This is a genomic window from Sinorhizobium sp. 8-89 (assembly GCF_030124325.1).
Classification (GTDB): Bacteria; Pseudomonadota; Alphaproteobacteria; order Rhizobiales; family Rhizobiaceae; genus Sinorhizobium.
Map to the genome: position 1 here is coordinate 1 of NZ_JASKLR010000010.1, position 19,729 is coordinate 19,729.

Sequence of the window (19,729 nt, forward strand, 5' to 3'; positions counted from 1 at the left end):
AGAGCGGGATGACATGGTCGCCCTTCTTGACGCTGGTGACGCCGGGGCCGACATCGACGACGATGCCGGCGCCCTCATGGCCGAGGATCGCCGGGAACAACCCTTCCGGATCGGCGCCCGACAAGGTGAAATCATCGGTGTGGCAGATGCCGGTCGCCTTGACCTCGACCAGCACCTCGCCGGCCCGAGGACCTTCGAGCTGAACCGTCATGATTTCCAGAGGTTTGCCGGCCTCAGTGGCGACGGCGGCGCGTACGTCCATGTCTCTTCTCCCATGAATTGCAAATGCTTGCAGGCAGCGATTGCGATCGTTGATGCGGTGCCAATCGCTGCGATAAGCTGGAATCGGGTTTAAGCTATTTTACTACGTTAAATGGGAAACGGGCGGAAAACGCGCTTCAGCCTTATTCATCCTTTTGAGCGAATAGTCTGCTGGACACGGTCGAGTTCCGCTTCCAGCGCCGCGATGGCCTCGCCGGTCTGAGCGTGTAGTTTCTTGACGAGATCGAGTTGCTCGCGAAGCGCTTCCTTCGAGGCAACGGCTGCATCGTCGTCCGGTGCGCGACCGATGCCGGCAATCAGCCAGGCCGGAGTGACGCCCAGCACGCCAGCCAACATGAAGAGGCGGTTGGTACGAGGTTCGGCGCGATCGCGTTCCCACGCTGCCACGGTTTCGCAGCGTACGCCAAGCTGATCCGCCAGTTCCTTCATCGAGAGGTTCGCGGCGTCACGCGCCCTCCAGATACGTCCCCCAAGCGTATCGCCGTCTCCTGTTTCGCGAAGACGCGCGATCATGGTTTCGGTCGATAAGCGCATGGCTTTCTCCCTTGGCACTGTTACGTTCAAAGGTCCCGGATGATTGCCGGAAGCGCCTCTGGCTTCCCGCTGTGGGGCGAGAGTGAAATGAGCTTATAGGCATTCCCCTGTCGACGGACCACCTCGAAACGCCAAAAACCCTGTCAAATGCGGCTCACGATCCGTCGCGCGTTGAAACCTCGACGAAACGGGTTAAGTTCGGCCCCGATATTGGAAATCTGCCCATGAATGAATATGTGCCAACGGCCGCTGCGCCGCACAATACGGTCATGCGGGGCGTGGCGATCATGCTTTTCGCCATGCTCATCCTGCCCTGCATGGATGCCATTGCAAAATATATGGCGGTCTATGAGGGCATGTCGCCCGGCCAAGTGACCTTCTATCGCTTCTTCTTTCAACTCGTATCGACGGCGCCGTTGTTGCTCTCGGCGGGCGGGGTGCGGGCGTTCTATCCAAAGCGGCTCTGGGCAAATATTCTTCGCGGGGTGCTGCTCGCGGCTGCGGCGCTCTTTTTCTTCGTTTCAGTGAAATACATGCCGCTCGCGGACGTGTTCGCCATCTACTTCGTCGAACCGTTCATTCTGACATGCCTTTCGGCGCTGATCCTGCGCGAGAAGGTGGGATGGCGCCGATGGTCGGCGATCGCGGTCGGTTTCGGCGGCGCAATGGTCGTCATCCAGCCGAGCTTTGCCATCTTCGGCCTGACGTCGCTGCTGCCGGTCGCCTGCGCCTTCCTCTTTGCCTGCTATCTTTTCCTCAACCGCGCGGTCGGCAACGCCGATCCACCGCTGACCATGCAGACCGTTGCCGGAATAGGGGGAACGCTGTTCATGGCAGCCATGATCGCCTTCGGCCATGGGATGGGTGCCGTCGATTTCGAACCGTCGCTGCCGCAATCGGCCCTTGGCTGGGTGCTCGTCGTTGCTCTCGGGACCATTTCCGGCTGGGGCCATCTCCTCGTCGTCAAGGCATTCCAGGCGGCACCGATATCGCTGCTTGCACCATTTCATTATTTCGAGATCGTTTCTGCGACGGCGCTCGGCTATATCGTCTTTGAAGACTTTCCGACGCCGTCGAAGTGGCTCGGTATTCTCGTGATCGTCGCATCCGGACTGTACATTATCTGGCGAGAGCGCCAGGCGCAGAGGCGGAAGTCGGCGTGAGGCTCGCAGACCGGCGGTCCGGGTTGCTGGTCCGCAGATCGAGTGTCACTCGCTTTCGGCGCGTGTCGGCCCGAAGAACGTTTCGAATGCCTCCCTTAGTCGAATATCGACGTCCGGCATCATGACGGGCAGACCAAGATCGACCAGGCTCGTGACCCCATAGCCCCGGATACCGCAGGGAACGATGCCGCCGAAATGATCGAGGTCGGGATCGACATTCAGCGCGAAGCCATGGAAGCTTACCCACTTGCGCAGCCGGATGCCGATCGCGGCAATCTTGTCTTCGGCCCCGGATCCGTCTGGCAGAAGCGGCTTTTCGGGACGACGCACCCAGACGCCGACCCGGTCTTCGCGGCGTTCGCCTTTGACATTCATCGAATCGAGCGTGGTAATAATGACCGCCTCGAGCGCTGCGACAAAGGCGCGCACATCCTGCCGGCGCCGTTTCAGGTCAAGCATGACATAGACGACTCTTTGGCCCGGACCGTGATAGGTGTACTCGCCGCCTCGGCCACTCGCAAAGACAGGGAAGCGGTCGGGCATCACCAGGTCGGAGGCATCGGCGCTGGTGCCCGCCGTATAAAGAGGCGGATGCTCGACCAGCCAGACCAATTCGTCCGCTGCGCCGGCCGCGATCGCCGCGGCTTCCCGTTCCATGATTTCGACCGCCTGTGGATAGTCGACGATGGACGGGGCGATCCGCCAGCGCACTGCCGGCGAACCCGGTGGTGCGAACATGTTTTGGCTGAGATTGTCGCGCTGCATGAGGCCGTATTCCTGGTTTTCCCGGCTCCGTAAATGGGATGGCGCGCGCCAAGAGTCCAGCATTTCCAACACTTCGCGAGGGTGCTGTTGAAATAGTTTCTTTTCTCGTCAAATTTCTGTCGTCTTGCCCTTGTGCACCCCAGATGCTTTTGCTACATGCACCCCCGCCGACGCAATCGGCACCTACCACGATGCGGTCGTGGCGGAATTGGTAGACGCGCAGCGTTGAGGTCGCTGTGGGGCAACCCGTGGAAGTTCGAGTCTTCTCGACCGCACCAAATTAGACTAAGAAGCCCCCGTAACCGTCCGGTTCTACGGGGTTTTTCATTTCTAGGGATTGGCTGTCAGTGACGCGACGGCCGGTTGTGCCCGCAGCGTCGCGCAATGCGGGCATGTGCACACATTACCCGCACTTCGACGCCGGAAACTCCAAACAAATGCCTCCGGTAGCACCCGCGACCAAAATGCCATATTGTGTTGTTAGAAGAGCTATCGAGCGGCGTCGCCGGCGCATGCTATAACGAGCAAGCGAAATGGAGCCGCCGCCGCACTTGTGCCAGAATCTGGCCGTGGGGTCTCTGCAGAATTTTCGTCCGGCCCGAATTCGGACTACGGAGACGACGGCGAAATTGTGCCTCGCCCGCGCAGCGGTTCTTCGGGACCATTTCGCGGCAGGATCAGCCGTCCGTCCAAAAACCGGAGACGACGGTAGAGCCTGGATGCGATCCCCCATCCTCATCGCGGAATTGTGAAAAGCGGTCAATATGATGGGGTGACAGAGCGGCGAACCTGCTGCATGATTTCTTATATCCGATTCGACTTTTAGGATAAGATCTGTAGCAATTCAAAGTATTACGGTGCCCGTTGCGCCTGTGGAAAGCGCCGCGCGCCGTACCGAGAAGGCGGGTGCTCACCGTTGGCCACTGCTTCGGCATCCGCTGGCTAAACCGCAACGTGTTGAAGGAACTTTGGAGGCAGGAAACAGTTCACTGTAAGCAGGGAGCCAACAGGCAGCGAACCCGTCTCGGTTAACCGGCCTCCCGCGGGAGAGCATGATGACAAGGAGTGAATCTGACGTCTTCGATCTCTTTTCAGAGATCTATACGAGCGCAGCGCAAGAAGAGATAAGTCTGCAAGAATATCTCCTCGCCTGCCGCGACGATAAGAGTATGTATGCCACCGCGCAGGAGCGGATGGTGGAAGCTATTGGAGAGCCGACCCTCGTCGACACGAGCGCGGACGAGCGTCTTGGCCGAATCTTCGCCAATCGAACGATCAAGATCTATCCTTCATTCTCCGACTTCTATGGCATGGAGGATACGATCGAGCGCATTGTCGGGTATTTCCGCTATGCGGCCCAGGGACTGGAAGAGCGCAAGCAAATTCTCTACCTGCTGGGACCGGTCGGCGGAGGCAAGTCTTCGTTGGCGGAGCGCCTCAAGAAGCTGATGGAGCAGCGGCCGATCTATACGTTGATGGTCAACGGCAAGATCAGCCCCGTGTTCGAATCGCCGCTCGGTCTGTTCCACCCGGAACGCATGGCCGATCTTCTCGAGGACAAGTACGGGATTGCCAGACGGCGGCTCACCGGGCTGATCTCGCCCTGGGCGGCCAAGCGGCTGGACGAAGTCGGCGGCGACATCTCGAAATTCAGCGTCGTCAAACTGGTACCGTCCCGACTACGTCAGATTGCAATCGCTAAGACCGAGCCGGGCGACGAAAATAACCAGGACGTCTCCTCGCTCGTCGGCAAGGTCGACATCCGCCAGCTCGAGAACTACAGCCAGGCCGACCCGGACGCCTATTCGTACAGCGGCGGGCTGAACCGCACCACGCAGGGCCTGCTTGAATTCGTGGAGATGTTCAAGGCGCCGATCAAGGTCCTCCACCCGTTGCTGACAGCGACGCAGGAGGGCAACTACAACGGCACCGAGAATTTCGGCGCGTTTCCCTACCAGGGTACCGTGCTGGCGCATTCCAACGAATCCGAGTGGCTTCAGTTCAAGAACAACAAGAACAATGAGGCATTCCTCGACCGCATCCTGGTGGTCAAGGTGCCCTATTGCCTGCGCGTCACCGAAGAGAAGCTGATCTACGAGAAGCTCCTTCGTGAAAGCGAGTTGGTCGACAATCCTTGCGCGCCGGAAGTTCTGGAGTGCCTGAGCCGGTTCACGGTATCGACCCGCCTCACGCCACACGAGAACTCACCGCTTTACACGAAGATGCGGGTCTATGACGGCGAGAACCTGAAGGACACCGATCCGAAGGCCAAATCGGTACAGGAATATCGTGACGCCGCCGGCGTGGACGAGGGCATGACGGGCGTCAGCACCCGTTTTGCCTTCAAGGTGCTGTCGGAGACGTTCAACTACGACACCAAGGAGGTCGCTGCCGATCCCGTGCATCTGATGTACATCATGGAGCAGGCGATCAAACGTGAGCAGTTTCCCAAGGAAACCGAGGCAGCCTATCTCGACTTCATCAAGTCGGAATTGGCCACGCGCTATGCCGAGTTCATAGGCCACGAGATCCAGAAGGCCTATCTGGAATCCTATAGCGAATATGGTCAGAACCTTTTCGACCGGTATATCGCCTATGCTGATGCATGGCTTGAAGATCAGGACTTCAAGGATCCCGACACCGGACAGATCCTCAATCGGAAGGTTCTCGATAGCGAGCTGTCGCAGATCGAGAAGCCGGCGGGTATCGCCAATCCGAAGGACTTCCGCAACGAGGTCGTGAAGTTCACATTGCGTGCCCGCGCCAAGAACAGCGGCCGCAATCCCTCCTGGACGAGTTATGAAAAGCTGCGCGAAGTCATCGAAAAGCGTATGTTCGGTCAGGTCGAGGATCTGCTGCCAGTCATCAGCTTCGGTTCCAAGAAGGACAGCGCAACCGAGAAGCAGCATGCCGAGTTCGTCCAGCGCATGATTGAACGCGGATATACCGAACGGCAGGTTCGGCGGCTCGTCGACTGGTACATGCGAGTGAACAAGGCGGGCTGAAGATGCGTACGGGGGTTTGCCAATGCCGAATTTCATCGACCGCCGTCTTAACCCGAAGGACAAGAGCCTCGGCAACCGGCGGCGTTTCCTGAAACGGGCGCGGGAAGAGCTGAAACGGACGATCAAGGAGCAGATCAAAGCAGGCAAGATCGCCGACGTGGATGCCGAGCACCGTGTACCCATGCCCGAGCGCGGCGTCAGTGAACCATCCTTCCAGCCTTCGCCAAACAGCGGCGAGAGGCAATATATCCTGCCCGGCAATCATGAATTCTCGCCGGGCGATCGCATCCCGAAACCAAGTGCGCGTGGCGGTGCCTCAGGCTCCGGCGCGGGAACCGGTGAGAGCGAGGACGATTTCCAGTTCGTGCTGTCGCGCGACGAGGTCCTCGATCTCTTTTTCGAAGATCTTGAGCTTCCGGACATGGTGAAGCTCAATCTGAAAGAGTCGGTGGCGTTCAAGCGGCGTCGGGCCGGCTTCGCGACATCCGGGTCCCCCACGAACATCAATGTGGGGCGCACAATGCGCAACAGCTATGGTCGCCGCATCGCGCTGCGACGGCCGCGGCGCGCGGAACTGGCGGCAATCTCCGAAGAAATCGCCAAACTGGAGGCGGAACAGAACGCCGGTCGCATCCACCAGAAGCGCATTGAGGCGTTGCGCCAGGAATTGGACAAGCTGGAGCGCCGCCGTCGGCGCATTGCCTATGTCGATCCCGTCGATATCCGCTTCAATCGCTTCGAACCCGAGCCGCTGCCGAACGCAAGCGCCGTGATGTTTTGCCTCATGGACGTTTCAGCCTCGATGGGCGAGCGGGAGAAGGACCTGGCCAAGCGCTTCTTCGTCCTGCTGCATCTCTTCCTCAAACGGCGTTACGAGCGGATAGACATCGTCTTCATTCGTCACACGGATGAGGCAGGGGAGGTTGACGAAAATACCTTTTTCTACAGCAAACAGAGTGGTGGCACCGTTGTTTCCACGGCTCTGGAGGAGATGCTCCGCATCATTGAGGAGCGTTATCCGGCACGGGAGTGGAACATCTATGCCGCTCAGGCCTCCGACGGCGAGAACAGCGCCGGGGATTCGGATCTTTGCGTCTCCCTTCTCCACCGGCAGGTGATGCGCCTTTGCCAATATTATGCCTATGTTGAAATCATAGATGAGCGCGAGACGGAGATTTTCGGTACGACCGACAACGGTACGTCCCTCTGGCGTGCCTACCGCACGGTCGACAGCGAATGGTCGAATTTCCAGATGACGCGGATAGCGAGACCATCGGACATCTATCCGGTCTTCCGGAAGCTTTTCGCCAGACAGCCAACCATGCAACTGCGCAACTGAAAAGGCGACCGGAATGGCCAAGGGCGCAGCCTCAAACCTTCTGTTTCATGGTTCCGATTGGAACTTCGAAACGCTGTCGCGCACCTATGATGCGATCGAAACGATCGCAAACGATGAACTGCAGCTCGACGTCTATCCGAACCAGCTCGAGATCATCTCGTCCGAGCAAATGCTCGATGCCTATTCTTCGGTCGGGATGCCGCTGATGTACCAGCACTGGTCCTTCGGCAAGCGTTTCGTTTTCGAAGAACATCTCTATCGCAAGGGCCGCCGCGGCCTCGCCTATGAGCTGGTCATCAACTCCAATCCCTGCATCACCTATCTGATGGAGGAAAACACCATGGCCATGCAGGCCTTGGTGACGGCGCACGCGGCCTTCGGCCATAACCACTTTTTCAAGAACAACTACCTGTTCCAGCAATGGACAGACGCCAGCGCCATCCTCAGCTACATGGAGTTTGCAAAGAAATATATCACCAAGTGCGAGGAGCGCTACGGAACGTCCGAGGTCGAGGTCATTCTCGATTCCGCCCACGCGCTCATGGACCAGGGAGTCTTCCGCTATCGTCGTCCGCCGCGTCTTTCGTCCGAGAAGGAGCGGGAGCGAGCCCGGGAGCGGCTGGAATACGAGGAGCAGACCTACAGCGATCTTTGGAGAACGCTTCCACATTCAGCCGACGGCGAAAGCACCAAAGAAGCCGCCGAGCGCGACGCCTCGGAGCGAAAAAAGGCGCTCAACCTGCCGGAAGAAAATCTACTCTACTTCCTGGAAAAAACCAGTTTGATCCTTGAACCCTGGCAGCGGGAGCTTCTCCGCATCGTGCGCGTCATCGCGCAGTACTTCTATCCACAGCGGCAGACGAAGGTGATGAACGAGGGATGTGCGACCTTCGTCCACTACACCATCATGAACAGGCTCTTCGATCAGGGCAGGATCAGTGAAGGCGCCATGTTGGAAATTCTTCACAGCCACTCTAACGTGGTCTTCCAGCCCTCTTTCGACGATCCGCGCTTTCCCGGCATCAATCCCTATGCGCTGGGATTTGCCATGATGCAGGACATCCAGCGCATCTGCACCGATCCGACACCGGAAGATCGCGACTGGTTTCCCGAGATCGCCGGCAGCGGCAAATGGCGCGAGACGTTGATCGATGCTTGGGCAAACCACCGCGACGAGTCCTTCATTCTGCAATATCTGAGCCCTGCGCTGATCCGCAAGTTCAGGCTGTTCCTGCTGACCGACGAGGCTGGCGACAATTACTGCGAGGTTGGCTCGATTCACAATGAACGCGGCTACGAGACCATCCGCACTGCACTTGCCCGTAACTATGATGTCGCGGCGAACCAGTCGGATATCCAGGTCGTGGATGTTGACCTCCTGGGCGACCGCCATCTTCGCCTGCAGCACAACGTCAAGAACGGCATACTCCTTGATGAGGCGAGCCGCGACGCCACGCTTCGTCACGTGCGCCATCTCTGGGGATACGACGTCAGTCTAGCCGGCATCGACGCGGAAACGGATGACGTGCTCTATGAATGCTCGACGGCGCTGGATCCCGATTAGACGCTACTGCGTGCTTCCTAAATCTGAGCCGATTTAAGGATCAGACGTACAGCGATTCCGAACGCTCCTCCGTCGCGTCTGAAACGACGCGCGACTGTGTGGAACGGTTTTCCGGGGATTGCGCAGTTTCAACAGGTTCATTGTTACGATGAAACAATGAACCTGCTAGCCGGGAAGGAATGATCACTCCGGCATCACGGCACCCAACGGCCCGTCATTTCTCCGTGCCGTCGGGTGAGATCTGTTGCGATGGTCCACCGGTTCCCGACTCGGCGGTCGGATCTCTGTCGGTCGGGGACGCCTCTTGGCCGTCGGCGGGGGCGGGTGCCTGGACGCTGCCGGTTTGTTCGGGCGATGGAGCAGGTTGAACTTGCTCCGTTTGCGTTGCCTGATCGTTGTCGTTGATTTCGCCCCAGAGTTCGACAGCGCCCCAGGCCAGCAAGGCGAGAAACAGCCCGCCGGTCAGCACTGCCAGGACACGGACGCCGAGCGAGCCTTGCCTGGTTTCCTGCGCCGAGAATTTCTCCCTGTCCGCGTCATGCGTCTTCGAGACCGGATCGCCGCGTTCATCGAGGTACTTGGTCATCGAATAATCTCCACTGATCTATCAATGGAAAACGAGACGGCGATCACAAATGTTCCGGGCCGCAACGACCTCGTTGCCGATTTGTCCTCGAACGCTTCGACCTCAGCGAGGCGGCCAAGTGTCCGCGACACTGCGGCGAACGAGCTTGTAGGAATGGTCCGCCTGAACCTCATAGGTTTCGAAGACCATGGTCCCCTGATGCAGGAAGCGGTTCTGGATCATCGTGCCGGGCGCTGCTTGCGTTCTGCGCGATGCCGCCTTCTCGCCATAAGTGAGGCTGCCGGGGAGGGGTTCGAGATCAGGTGAAGCAGCCGTGCATCCAGCCAACACAAATGCAAAGACGGGTATCAGGCGCAGGACTTTCATATTGTATCCCTTGATGAAACGGATTTCGGCGGAAGCAATCATTCAGTTGATCGGACTGTGGATCACCGCTCACCTCTGGTCGATTTTTCGAATCGCCTGATGGCGCGCTCGCGTTTTAGCCGCGAAAGGCGCTGCGTCCAGAAGATACCGGAAAGCTGGTCGATCTCGTGCTGCAGGCAGATCGCCATCAGTCCTTCGGCATATTCTTCGAGCGCTCCTCCAGACAGCGATTGAAAGCGCACCCGTACCGCGCGCGGTCGTTCGACTTCCTCCGAGATACCGGGCATCGAGACGCTGCCTTCTGCATGCCGCATCAGATCCTCGGATCGCCAGATAATCTCAGGATTGACGAAGGTGCGCGCGCCGCTTTTCTGATCCAGTTCGATCACCGTCAGCCGTCGCAAAACGCCGACGTGGTTCGCGGTAATGCCAATCCCCGGGGCGGCGCGCATCGTCTCGAGAAGGTCGGTTGCGAGTTGCCGAAGATCGTCGTCGAAATGTTCGATGGTTCCAGCCGCAGTAGCGAGTGCCGGATGCGGAAATCGTACGATGGGGAGAATAGCCATGCGTCGCTCTTCGTCTCGGCGGTCATCTGCCGTTTCGGCTGATTGATCTACGAGTTTCATATGCATTTGCAACAGCTTGAACAAAACTTTCACCTGTTCTTCATTCGCACCTTCTGTGCTGTGGACCTAGCTGGAGCTTTGCGCTACTGCATGAGTTCCGGGGTCGGAATCGATCCGAGGATAAAATCACGCGGTAATTCAAAGCGTTACAGCGACTTTGCGAGGAGGAAAGCGGGGCGCTGTAGCGAGGCAAGACGCCGTTTTGCTCGTGAGGGCACGGCAGTCAATTGGAATGGCACGCTCGCCTTTCGGGATCTTCGACCCAATTGATTCGGGCGGCTTTGTTTTTTCGAGGGCGGCTCCATGAGCAATATCGGCGACGACGACCGCGGTCCGGAAGAAATCACCGCTTATGACGGCTCGGATATCTATGCCGACGACGGCTCCGTGCGTTCCGATTTCCTGATGCATGTAGGGGCCGCGATTGCGGACCGCGATACGATCTACCTGCGTCAGCACGTCGCCGGCCTTCACGCCTCCGAGCTCGGCGATCTTCTCGAGGCTATCCAGCCGGAACAACGGTTGGCGCTCGTCTCGCTGCTCGGCAAGGAGTTCGATCTCTCGGCGCTGACCGAGGTCGACGAGGCCATCCGTCTCGATATCGTCGAACATCTGCCTAACGAACAGATTGCCGAGGCGATCGGGGAGATGGACTCCGACGACGCGGTCTACATTCTCGAAGACCTGGATCAGGAGGATCAAGAAGAGATCCTCGCCAAGCTGCCCTTCACCGAACGCGTTCGCCTGCGTCGCTCTCTCGACTATCCGGAAAGCACCGCCGGCCGGCGGATGCAGACGGAATTCGTGGCGGTGCCGCCGTTCTGGACCGTGGGCCAGACGATCGACTACATGCGCGAGGACGAGGATCTTCCCGACAGTTTCACGCAGATCTTCGTCATCGACCCGACCTTCAAGCTCCTCGGAACCGTCGATCTCGACCGTGTTCTGCGCACCAAGCGCTCGATCAAGGTCGACGCCATTATGCGCGACACCAGCCATGCCGTCCCCGCCGAGATGGACCAGGAAGAGGCAGCCCAGCTCTTCGAGCAGTACGACCTCCTGTCGGCCGCCGTCATCGATGACAACGGCCGGCTCGTAGGCGTGTTGACCATCGACGATGTGGTTGACGTGATCCAGGAGGAGGCAGAGGAGGACCTGCTGCGCCTGAGCGGCGTCGGCGACGAGGAGTTGTCCGATTCCGTTGCCGAAGCCTCCCGTTCGCGGGTGCCGTGGCTTTTCGTCAACTCGATGACGGCCTGCATATCCGCCTCGGTGATCGGTCTTTTCGACGCCACCATCCAGCAGATTGTGGCCTTGGCCATTCTGATGCCGATCGTGGCCGGCATGGGCGGCAACGCCGGCTCACAGACCATGACCGTGACCGTGCGGGCGCTTGCGACGCGCGGCCTCGATATTCACAACGCACCGAGGATCATTCGCCGCGAAGCCGGAGTTGGACTTCTGAATGGCATGATCTTCGGGACGTTCATCGGTCTTGTGGCGGGGCTGTGGTTTCAGGATCCAAATATCGGCGGCATTATCGCGACGGCAATGCTGATCAACATGATGGCCGCGGCCCTTGCCGGCATCATGATTCCGCTTCTTCTGGAAAAATCCGGTGCCGATCCGGCCGTTTCCTCGGCGGTCTTCGTCACCGCGGTCACCGACATCACCGGCTTCTTCAGCTTTCTCGGTATCGCCACCTGGTGGTTCCACGTCACGTGAGAGTCACGGCGTTGTTTGACTTTTACGTCAAAGTCAACGATAGTGGCGCCTCGGAGTTTGATGGGACGGCGGCGTGAATAAATACTATAGCATCACTGAGTTGACACGGGAATTCGGCATCTCGACCCGAACGCTGCGCTTCTACGAGGACGAGGGCCTTATTCATCCGGAACGTCGCGGCCGTACGCGGCTGTTTCGACCGGCGGACCGTCACCTCATCAAGGAAATCCTGCGCGGCCGGCGGATCGGCTTCACCATTGCCGAAATCCGGGAGATCATTCAGGTCTACAAGGATCCGCCGGGCGAGATGGGCCAACTGCAGCTCTTGATGACGCGCGTTGAGGAAAAACGCGAGGAGTTGCGGCAGAAACGTAAGGATATCGACGACACGCTTGCCGAGCTCGACAATGTCGAGGAAGCCTGCCTGACGCGTCTCGCGGAGATCGGCGTCGGCACTTGAGGCCAGAGCAATTCCGGGAAAAGTGTATAACGGTTTTCCGTCCGGAATTGCGTAGGTTCAAAGAGTTAGATCATTCAAGAGGTGGCCTCGCGCCACCTTTTTTGTTGACCAGATTTCAAATCCACCGGGTGGTGTGACGGCAATACCGTTCGAATTCGAAGCCGAAGCGCGACAGCAAATGCTGCTCTTCATTGCGGATGACAAAAAGGGTCGTCAGCGCCACAGCCGTGACTGCCGCGATAAAGAACCATGGATTGGCCGTAACCAGTCCGATGCCGACGATCAGCAGTGTGTAGCCGAGATAAATCGGGTTGCGGGTAAAGCGGAAAGGTCCGCACGTGACGAGGCAGGTAGCGCATCGTGTCGGCAGGATGGCGGTGCGCCGGTCGAGCAGCATCTTGACAGCCCAGAGGTCGATGGAGATCGCCGCAAAGATCAATGTGCCTCCGACCAGCCATGCGAACCAACCGGGCCCATTCGCCACCGGGATCGGGAGAAAATGGTTGAAAACCAGTGCAGCCAGAGCAGCCGCGCCATAGAGCACGGGCGGCCATGGGAAACTCAGCGGCTTGGCACGATAGGCATTCATGTCCTAGTCCCCTGATTGCACGTCCATTGTGCATTGACGGGCGATTCGCGCAATGCGTTCATCCGTGTTCACGTCGATCTTGCCCATGTTTAAGTCCTCGAAAAGGCTCTGTTCTTTCAGCCGGTCGAGTGTGCAGCCGCAGAAGGCTTCGCATGGCGCGGCGGGATCTCCGCGGTTGCAGGCCGCCACGCAATTCGCGCGGTAAGCTTGTGCCGGGTCCGGTGGTGCGGCGGGTGCAATCTGGGCAAAGAGGTAGACGAGGCCGATAAGCAGCGGCTGGTGTACGAGGTATACGGCCAGACTGTGACGCCCGCCGAAAGCGAGCGGCTTGATCCACAGGTTGCTCCGGCTTTCTTGCGATTCCGCGGACACCCCGCGGCTCATGAGCAGCGGGTGAAGCAGCTTTGCCGTTCCGAGGCCGACCAGAAAGGGCGCGAGCCAGGGAAGGAGAGGCACGTAATCGTTGGAGCGCGGGACCGTCTCGGAAAGTCCAACCCACCAGAGCAGCGGCGTATCGAAGATGGCCGAGCGCAGGTAGATCGGCGCGGCGAAGGCGGCGGCAGCGGCCAGAAAGGCGACGATCGCGGGAAGCGGCAGGAACAGGAGGCCGACGAGGCTCGCCGCCGCGATCGAGTGAAGAATGCCGAAGAAGATGAAAGATTCCGGAATGGCGAACCAGGTCGCAATGCTGATCAGCGTCGCCGCGCCGGCGATCTTCACGAAGCGGCGAGCGAAGGCGCCTGGGCGAAAATGCGGGCGCTGGCCGAGCACCAGGCCGTAGCCCGCCAGGAACAGGAAACTGCTTGCGATCAGCCGGGCGAAAAGTCGCCAGCCGCCGGTACCCGCGGTGCCCGCCGCCACATAGCCGAAGAATTCGAGATCCCAGACGAAGTGATAGATCGCCATGGCAACGAGCGCCAGGCCCCGGAGCGCGTCCAAAAGCGCAATCCGACGACGCTTGTCCACGCCTGACGAGGAGCGTTGCGTGTCGGTGATCGTCGTTGCTGTGTTCTCGGACATCGGCTCTGGCCATCCTGTTTCGCGATAAGGTCGCATGTCTGGCTTGCGCCGGCCACGCGCGAATGCTCTTCGCACAGAGGAGCAGCGCTTGTTTGCCTACGGCGCCGCACGTCTTACTAGATGCGCAAAGAACGCCGCACTTTGAATTGCTGCATGTTTTCAACCTTAAATCGGCCACGACTAAAGGAACATGCGGTAGTGCGGATCTTAGTGCTTGAGAGCCTCGTGAGCATCCTCGATGAGCGCGGTTCTCGCCTCGGAAAAGAACTGCCGGCGCGTTAGTACGAAGATGACGAAGCTGGTGAGAATGATGAACACATAGGGGCTGATGAACCAGCCGAGATAACCGATCGACAGAAAGATCGCTCTCAATCCCGCATTGAAATGCTTGGCCGCCAGGATGTTCAGGCGAATTGCACGTTCCGCGGCCCTCTCGGCCGCCTGCCGGTCGCGCGTCATTTCCGCCGTCATCGGAATGCCGCCCATCAGGATGGAGCAATAGTTGAACAGGCGATAGGACCAGCCGAATTGGAAGAAGGAGTAGCCGAAGAGGCAGGTCAGCCCGCCGACCTTCAGTTCGAAGCCCGTCCTTCCGCCGCGAAAGACCTGCGGAAGGTCGTTGAAGATCATCTGCACCTGTTCGGTCGCGCCAAGCAGCGCAAAGCAGCCGCCGAGCGCAAAGATGGTGGTCGAGGCAAAAAAGGCGGTGCCCGCCTGCAACCCGGCGATGATCTGCGTGTCTATCATCTTCAGATCGCGATTGAGCGAGTTGCGGATCCATCGCCGCCGGTTTTCGTTCATCAGCCGGGTCAGGCTGACACGCTTGAAATTGCGTCGGCCGTCGGTTGCCCAGCTGAAACCGCCCCACAGCAAGACGAAGATGGCAAGTGCGATGTAATCTTCGAAGGTCATGCATGCGTTTTTGGCATGGCTATTCGAAAATGCAAGGTCGGCACCCCGGCACACAGTCGCGTGCGAGATTAATCATTACGCCGCAATTGCGGCGAATTCGCAAGGAAACTGGGTGCAAGCGGCGCGCTTGGCGCTGGAAAAGCGCTGATGTTCCCGCGCTGTTGTGTACTGCGGGGGGTCGTCTTGACACGATTTTGCCATATTTCGGCGTTGCGCATTTACACATTCTTCAGTATGCATGGCGCATGCGCGGGTGGCGAATACGGTACTCGCCGACCGCTGAGTACTCGGAGACATCATGGACAATACAATACAGAAGTCGTGCTGGGGCGTGACTGTTCGCGCCGTAGCTGGTTTCGCTGGCGTTCTGGTCCTGGCCTATCTTTTCGGCGGCCTTTGAGATCAAAACATTTCGTCAGAGCGACGCGGTTTCCCAAGGACCGCGTCGTTTTGATTCGATCGCAGCCTTTCTGTAAGCAAGCTTCTGCGTCATGTCGCACGAACAAGATCCGATGTCGGTCGGTCGCCTGATCGATCGGCATAGGATGGCTTAGGGTTTGATCCTATATCTATGGACAACTGACACCGCAGGCGCTCAAGGAGGAGCCGATGCGGGCGTCGACCTTGCAATCATCGGCTGGCGCTTCGGGTGGCGTGCCCGACCGCGTTTCCGTGCTCCAGGACAGGCAGTTTATGTTTCTTTCCGTCTTCGACGTTTTCAAGATCGGCATCGGCCCTTCGAGCTCGCACACGATGGGACCGATGTCGGCGGCAAACAGGTTCCTCGACCTCATCCTGTCGGATGACTGGCCGCGACCGGCACATGCGAGCGTTGCCGCCGTCAAGGTCAGCCTGCATGGTTCGCTGGCGCATACGGGCATCGGCCATGGCACCGGCCGCGCGGTTATCCTTGGATTGATGGGCGAGCGTCCGGATCTCGTCGATCCCGACAGCATGGACACGATCATCGACACGGTGGAGCGCACGGGCCGCATCACGCCCGCCGGACATCCGCCTTACGCGTTCCAGCCGAAAACGGATCTCGTCTTCGACAAGAAAGTGCCTTTGCCCGGCCATGCCAACGGCATGTCCTTCTCGGCCTTCGATCGCGACGGACGGCTGCTCTTGAAGCGAATCTACTATTCGATCGGTGGTGGCTTCGTCGTGACCGACACGGAGCTCGAGGCGATGCGGGCCGCCAAGAATAAGCCGGGGGGCGTAAAGGTGCCTTATCCCTTCGCGACGGCGCAGCAGATGCTCGATATGGCCGCACGGTCGGGGCTCACCATCGCCCAGATGAAGCGGGCGAATGAGGAATGCACCATGTCGAGGGAAGAGCTCGACGCCGGCCTCGATCGCATTTGGGCGGCGATGAAGAGCTGTATCGACCGGGGTTTGAGCCAGGACGGCATCATGCCGGGCGGCCTGAAGGTTCGCCGGCGGGCCCGTTCGATCCATGACAAGCTTCAGGAGGAGTGGCGCTCCAACAAGACCAACCCGCTGCTCGCAAACGACTGGCTGAGCGTCTACGCGATGGCGGTCAACGAGGAGAACGCCGCCGGTGGCCGTGTCGTGACGTCGCCGACGAATGGTGCCGCGGGCGTCGTTCCGGCGACCATCCGCTATTACATGCATTTCCATGACGACGCCGATCAGGAGGGTATCCGCGACTATCTGCTGACGGCTGCAGCGATCGGCGGCATCATCAAGCACAATGCCTCGATCTCCGGCGCAGAGGTAGGCTGTCAGGGCGAAGTCGGCTCGGCCTCGGCCATGGCGGCCGCCGGCTTGGCCGCGGTGATGGGGGGTACCCCGGAGCAGATCGAGAACGCCGCCGAGATCGCCCTCGAGCACCATCTCGGTATGACCTGCGATCCTGTCGCCGGCCTCGTGCAGGTGCCTTGTATCGAGCGCAACGCCCTTGGTGCCGTCAAGGCAGTCACCGCGGCATCGCTCGCCCTCAAGGGGGACGGCAAACACTTCGTGCCGCTCGACGCCTGTATCGAGACCATGCGGCAGACCGGCGTCGACATGAACGAGAAATACAAGGAAACCTCCACAGGCGGTCTCGCGGTGAATGTCGTCGAGTGCTGACGCTTCCGCCTGGGCGTTGCGGGAACGCGTAAGCCGCGACCCAACGCGGTTTTCCGCCCCAATCCCGTCATAGGATGGTGAGTGCCGGACGGGCGTTGCTATTGTGGACGAACAGGTTCAGCGCGCTTGACCGCGGCCGGCGGACGGGTGTTCAAGGTTTCTCATGGCGTTGCATCTCATAAAGCTCTGCGTCGGAGCAGAATCAGTCGAGGACTTGCGCGAATGGGTGTCGCGCAAGGCGCTTGCCGCGATTGCGGCCGGGCAGGAGCCTCACTCGTTCCATACGACCCGGATGGTTCCGAAACGCACCGAAGAACTCCTTGCCGGCGGATCGCTCTACTGGGTGATCAAAGGACATGTGCAGGCGCGGCAGTCCTTGATCGGCATTGAGACCTTCACCGACAGCGACGGCATAGGCCGTTGCAACCTTATCCTCGGGCCGGAAGTGGTGGAGACCGAACTTCAGCCGCGCCGCGCGTTTCAGGGATGGCGCTATCTAAAGGACAAGGAGTCGCCGCGCGACCTCGCTTCGCTCTCCTCCGGCGAGGCGGACATGCCGCTGGAATTGCGGCGTGAACTGGCGGAACTCGGCCTTCTCTAGGCGAAAGCGGGCGGAGCGCCGCTCCCGACAATTCTCGGAATCAATGGATGCGCAATCGGAGGGGATGGCGGCGGCCCGGCGCGGACACGTGCAGGTGAATACCGGCGCGGGGCTGGGTCGAGCGCCATGCGCGCGCACCATGCGTCAAAAGCATGCCGACGAGATCGCGTGTCTTCGCTTTCGACCGGTTCAGCCCCAAGTCGGCGATGCGCATGGCCGCTTCATGCAGCGGATGCAGACCAATGCGCGAAGATTTAGTTTTCTTTCCCGGCATCACGGTAACACCGGGAACGTTCTCGTTCACTGCCATGACCAACCTCGTTACGCTTTACAAATCCGAGGAAGACGGCCGGCAAAACACACTCGGCCGTCAGAAAGTCGCGTTTGTTACTGCTGGCTCGCCCAGCAAGCGAAACCCTTCTTCTTCAGGGCCTTGCATGCATTGACGGCCTTGTCCTGATCGTCGAAGCCGCCGAAGCGTGCGCGGTAAAGCTGGCCGCCGCCGTTGCTGAAGGCGACGGTAAATGGCGTCGCGTTGCGCAGTGCCTTGCCGCCCTTCTCCTTGGCATTGCCGAGAAGCGTCATCGCTTGCGCCTTGTCGGGTGTCGCGCCGATCTGGATCACCCAACCCTCCGGTTGCGCCTCTGCTTCCGGCTGAGCCTCAGCCTTGGCGGCAACCGAGTTGGTGATCTGGGTATCGACGTCGGCATCGGCCGGCTGTGCCGCGAGCTTTGCGCTTTGCGCTTCGAGCGTGTTCGGCGCGATCTTGCCCGAAAGCACCGGATTGTCGGACGCCGGCTTCGTTGCTGCGTAGGCCATTTCCACAGGTTTTGAATTTTCGCCATTGTAGCGGAAATCCGGAACCGGGCCGGTGTTGGGCAAATTCATGGCAGCCGAGGCGACCGCGACGGGCGCTGCCGCGGACTGGACCTCAGCCTGCGCGACGGCTGCGACTGGTGCCGCTGGCGGTTCGGCGATCGGCGCTTGCGCAATCAGATTACCCCCGCCACGGCGCGAGGCTGCGGGCATGTATTTGGCGACGAGCTTGCGCATCTGGGCGTCGCGGGAACCACCGGACGTTCCGCCGAGGACGACGGCGATGATGCTGCGACCGTCGAGCTGTGCCGAGGTCACCAGATTGAAACCGGACGCACGAGTATAGCCGGTCTTGATGCCGTCGACACCGCGGACATTGCCCAGCAACCGGTTATGATTGCCGATCGTCTGCTTGCCGAAACGGAAACTACGCGTTGAGAAATAGTCGTAATACTGCGGAAAGTGCTGCCGCAGGGCGAGGCCGAGCCGCGCCTGATCGCGCGCCGTCGTCTTCTGCTCGGTGTTCGGCAGGCCGTTGGCGTTGCGATAGGTCGTGCGCGTCATGCCGAGCGCGCGCGCCTTGTTGGTCATCATCCGGGCAAACCGTTGTTCCGAACCGCCCAGGAGTTCGCCCAGCGCCGTGGCGGCGTCATTGGCGGAGCGCGTCACGAGAGAGAGGATCGCCTGCTCGACGGTGATAGACCGACCGGCTCTGACGCCCAGTTTCGACGGCGGTTCTGCCGAAGCGTTCTTGGAGAATGGAACCGGTGTGGATTTGCTGATCCGTCCTGCTTCGAGAGCTTCGAACGTCAGATACAGCGTCATCATCTTGGTCAGAGAAGCCGGGTAGCGCAACTCGTCGGCGTCTTCGCCGTAAAGCACCTTGCCGGTCTTCGCGTCGACGACGATGCCGGCGTATTTCGGATTGGCATTTGCCGGGGCGGAGAGAGCCAATACGGCAATGGCGCCGGCGAGGACAATCCGTCCTGCGATTTTTGAAAAGACCCGAAGCGGGCGTTTCGCGATATCAAAAAAAACGGATTGAGACACTACGCTGCTCTTCATTCTCATGTAATGGGTGCCGTCCGGACGCCGTCGCCGGGAACGACCGTTCCTGCGACAGTATCGGGATAGCGTTACCAATCGGTTTATGATGAATGATTGGTTTCCCGGGGTGGCCCGTTTTGTTCGGGAACGGCACCCGGTCGACCAAGATGGTCGGCGCTTCGCTGCACCACGACTCTTGGACAAAATCAGGGCGCGAGCCGGCTGCGGACGAAGG

Annotated in this window: 20 protein-coding genes and 1 tRNA gene; 9 read left to right on the plus strand and 12 right to left on the minus strand. The window is 59.7% G+C overall.

The genetic code is table 11. The annotated features are described in order from the left end of the window. Positions 1-262: alcohol dehydrogenase catalytic domain-containing protein (locus QN219_RS18970; RefSeq protein ID WP_284001396.1), on the minus strand; the 262-nt coding region annotated here is incomplete at its 3' end. Between the two features lie 146 nt (positions 263-408). Beyond that, positions 409-816, minus strand: a complete 408-nt coding sequence (locus QN219_RS18975; protein ID WP_284001397.1) for a helix-turn-helix domain-containing protein — start codon at positions 814-816, stop codon at positions 409-411. A gap of 224 nt (positions 817-1,040) precedes the next feature. Between QN219_RS18975 and QN219_RS18980 the strand changes: the two genes are divergently transcribed. Then, the gene (locus QN219_RS18980) at positions 1,041-1,979 is read left to right on the plus strand and encodes a DMT family transporter (RefSeq protein ID WP_284001398.1); all 939 of its coding nucleotides are present in this window, start codon (positions 1,041-1,043) and stop codon (positions 1,977-1,979) included. Positions 1,980-2,024: 45 nt separating this feature from the next. On the opposite strand, the gene lipB is transcribed toward QN219_RS18980, so the two are convergent. After that, positions 2,025-2,744, minus strand: coding sequence for a lipoyl(octanoyl) transferase LipB (lipB, locus tag QN219_RS18985; protein WP_284001399.1), 720 nt, complete (start codon positions 2,742-2,744; stop codon positions 2,025-2,027). Positions 2,745-2,937: 193 nt separating this feature from the next. Between lipB and QN219_RS18990 the strand changes: the two genes are divergently transcribed. From QN219_RS18990 to QN219_RS19005, 4 genes are all read left to right on the plus strand, one after another. Beyond that, positions 2,938-3,022: transfer RNA gene (locus QN219_RS18990), tRNA-Leu, on the plus strand. A 777-nt stretch (positions 3,023-3,799) separates the two neighbouring features. Next, positions 3,800-5,749, plus strand: a complete 1,950-nt coding sequence (locus QN219_RS18995) for a PrkA family serine protein kinase (RefSeq protein WP_284001400.1) — start codon at positions 3,800-3,802, stop codon at positions 5,747-5,749. A 22-nt stretch (positions 5,750-5,771) separates the two neighbouring features. Next, on the plus strand, positions 5,772-7,088 hold the full coding sequence (locus QN219_RS19000) for a YeaH/YhbH family protein (protein WP_284001401.1): 1,317 nt from the start codon (positions 5,772-5,774) through the stop codon (positions 7,086-7,088). Between the two features lie 13 nt (positions 7,089-7,101). Then, on the plus strand, positions 7,102-8,652 hold the full coding sequence (locus tag QN219_RS19005; RefSeq protein ID WP_284001402.1) for a SpoVR family protein: 1,551 nt from the start codon (positions 7,102-7,104) through the stop codon (positions 8,650-8,652). Between the two features lie 214 nt (positions 8,653-8,866). Here the strand turns inward: QN219_RS19005 and QN219_RS19010 are convergent, their stop codons facing one another. The 3 genes from QN219_RS19010 to QN219_RS19020 form a co-directional block, all read right to left on the minus strand. Continuing rightward, entirely contained in the window at positions 8,867-9,238 is a 372-nt protein-coding gene (locus QN219_RS19010; RefSeq protein ID WP_173512641.1) for a hypothetical protein, read from the minus strand. Between the two features lie 102 nt (positions 9,239-9,340). Then, entirely contained in the window at positions 9,341-9,604 is a 264-nt protein-coding gene (locus tag QN219_RS19015) for a hypothetical protein (RefSeq protein ID WP_269276309.1), read from the minus strand. Positions 9,605-9,666: 62 nt separating this feature from the next. Then, positions 9,667-10,170, minus strand: a complete 504-nt coding sequence (locus tag QN219_RS19020) for a peptide deformylase (protein ID WP_284001404.1) — start codon at positions 10,168-10,170, stop codon at positions 9,667-9,669. Between the two features lie 363 nt (positions 10,171-10,533). On the opposite strand from QN219_RS19020, the gene mgtE reads away from it, so the two are divergent. Both mgtE and QN219_RS19030 read left to right on the plus strand, forming a co-directional pair. Next, positions 10,534-11,955 (plus strand): magnesium transporter, encoded by a 1,422-nt coding sequence (mgtE, locus tag QN219_RS19025; RefSeq protein ID WP_284001405.1) that lies wholly within the window; start codon positions 10,534-10,536, stop codon positions 11,953-11,955. A 73-nt stretch (positions 11,956-12,028) separates the two neighbouring features. After that, complete coding sequence (locus QN219_RS19030) at positions 12,029-12,415, plus strand: MerR family DNA-binding transcriptional regulator (protein ID WP_136504391.1); 387 nt, start codon at positions 12,029-12,031, stop codon at positions 12,413-12,415. 115 nt (positions 12,416-12,530) lie between these two features. On the opposite strand, the gene QN219_RS19035 is transcribed toward QN219_RS19030, so the two are convergent. From QN219_RS19035 to QN219_RS19045, 3 genes are all read right to left on the minus strand, one after another. Continuing rightward, on the minus strand, positions 12,531-13,004 hold the full coding sequence (locus tag QN219_RS19035; RefSeq protein ID WP_284001406.1) for an isoprenylcysteine carboxylmethyltransferase family protein: 474 nt from the start codon (positions 13,002-13,004) through the stop codon (positions 12,531-12,533). Positions 13,005-13,007: 3 nt separating this feature from the next. After that, complete coding sequence (locus QN219_RS19040) at positions 13,008-14,024, minus strand: DUF1624 domain-containing protein (protein WP_284001407.1); 1,017 nt, start codon at positions 14,022-14,024, stop codon at positions 13,008-13,010. 207 nt (positions 14,025-14,231) lie between these two features. After that, on the minus strand, positions 14,232-14,936 hold the full coding sequence (locus QN219_RS19045) for a DUF599 domain-containing protein (protein ID WP_284001408.1): 705 nt from the start codon (positions 14,934-14,936) through the stop codon (positions 14,232-14,234). A gap of 693 nt (positions 14,937-15,629) precedes the next feature. Here QN219_RS19045 and QN219_RS19050 point away from each other — a divergent pair. Both QN219_RS19050 and QN219_RS19055 read left to right on the plus strand, forming a co-directional pair. Further along, positions 15,630-17,030 (plus strand): L-serine ammonia-lyase, encoded by a 1,401-nt coding sequence (locus QN219_RS19050; RefSeq protein WP_284001591.1) that lies wholly within the window; start codon positions 15,630-15,632, stop codon positions 17,028-17,030. Between the two features lie 163 nt (positions 17,031-17,193). Beyond that, entirely contained in the window at positions 17,194-17,631 is a 438-nt protein-coding gene (locus QN219_RS19055; RefSeq protein ID WP_284001409.1) for a DUF1489 family protein, read from the plus strand. A gap of 40 nt (positions 17,632-17,671) precedes the next feature. Here the strand turns inward: QN219_RS19055 and QN219_RS19060 are convergent, their stop codons facing one another. The 3 genes from QN219_RS19060 to QN219_RS19070 all read right to left on the minus strand — a co-directional run. Next, a complete protein-coding gene (locus QN219_RS19060) occupies positions 17,672-17,941 on the minus strand; it encodes a hypothetical protein (RefSeq protein ID WP_284001410.1) in 270 nt (89 codons plus the stop codon). 77 nt (positions 17,942-18,018) lie between these two features. After that, entirely contained in the window at positions 18,019-19,518 is a 1,500-nt protein-coding gene (locus QN219_RS19065) for a D-alanyl-D-alanine carboxypeptidase family protein (RefSeq protein WP_284001411.1), read from the minus strand. Further along, positions 19,475-19,729, minus strand: a 255-nt coding sequence (locus QN219_RS19070; RefSeq protein ID WP_284001412.1) for a hypothetical protein, incomplete at its 5' end; no start/stop codon positions are given. The genes QN219_RS19070 and QN219_RS19065, both read right to left, overlap by 44 nt.

What these genes read in the sequence shown, in the direction of transcription:
- QN219_RS19040 (WP_284001407.1), bottom strand. Translation starts at nt 14,024, where the DNA reads ATGTCCGAGAACACAGCAACGACGATCACCGACACGCAACGCTCCTCG.
- QN219_RS18975 (WP_284001397.1), bottom strand. Translation starts at nt 816, where the DNA reads ATGCGCTTATCGACCGAAACCATGATCGCGCGTCTTCGCGAAACAGGA.
- QN219_RS19000 (WP_284001401.1), top strand. Translation starts at nt 5,772, where the DNA reads ATGCCGAATTTCATCGACCGCCGTCTTAACCCGAAGGACAAGAGCCTC.
- QN219_RS18980 (WP_284001398.1), top strand. Translation starts at nt 1,041, where the DNA reads ATGAATGAATATGTGCCAACGGCCGCTGCGCCGCACAATACGGTCATG.
- mgtE (WP_284001405.1), top strand. Translation starts at nt 10,534, where the DNA reads ATGAGCAATATCGGCGACGACGACCGCGGTCCGGAAGAAATCACCGCT.
- QN219_RS19020 (WP_284001404.1), bottom strand. Translation starts at nt 10,170, where the DNA reads ATGGCTATTCTCCCCATCGTACGATTTCCGCATCCGGCACTCGCTACT.
- QN219_RS19065 (WP_284001411.1), bottom strand. Translation starts at nt 19,518, where the DNA reads ATGAGAATGAAGAGCAGCGTAGTGTCTCAATCCGTTTTTTTTGATATC.
- QN219_RS19010 (WP_173512641.1), bottom strand. Translation starts at nt 9,238, where the DNA reads ATGACCAAGTACCTCGATGAACGCGGCGATCCGGTCTCGAAGACGCAT.
- QN219_RS19045 (WP_284001408.1), bottom strand. Translation starts at nt 14,936, where the DNA reads ATGACCTTCGAAGATTACATCGCACTTGCCATCTTCGTCTTGCTGTGG.
- QN219_RS19005 (WP_284001402.1), top strand. Translation starts at nt 7,102, where the DNA reads ATGGCCAAGGGCGCAGCCTCAAACCTTCTGTTTCATGGTTCCGATTGG.
- QN219_RS19015 (WP_269276309.1), bottom strand. Translation starts at nt 9,604, where the DNA reads ATGAAAGTCCTGCGCCTGATACCCGTCTTTGCATTTGTGTTGGCTGGA.
- QN219_RS19055 (WP_284001409.1), top strand. Translation starts at nt 17,194, where the DNA reads ATGGCGTTGCATCTCATAAAGCTCTGCGTCGGAGCAGAATCAGTCGAG.
- QN219_RS19050 (WP_284001591.1), top strand. Translation starts at nt 15,630, where the DNA reads ATGTTTCTTTCCGTCTTCGACGTTTTCAAGATCGGCATCGGCCCTTCG.
- lipB (WP_284001399.1), bottom strand. Translation starts at nt 2,744, where the DNA reads ATGCAGCGCGACAATCTCAGCCAAAACATGTTCGCACCACCGGGTTCG.
- QN219_RS18995 (WP_284001400.1), top strand. Translation starts at nt 3,800, where the DNA reads ATGACAAGGAGTGAATCTGACGTCTTCGATCTCTTTTCAGAGATCTAT.
- QN219_RS19060 (WP_284001410.1), bottom strand. Translation starts at nt 17,941, where the DNA reads ATGGCAGTGAACGAGAACGTTCCCGGTGTTACCGTGATGCCGGGAAAG.
- QN219_RS19035 (WP_284001406.1), bottom strand. Translation starts at nt 13,004, where the DNA reads ATGAATGCCTATCGTGCCAAGCCGCTGAGTTTCCCATGGCCGCCCGTG.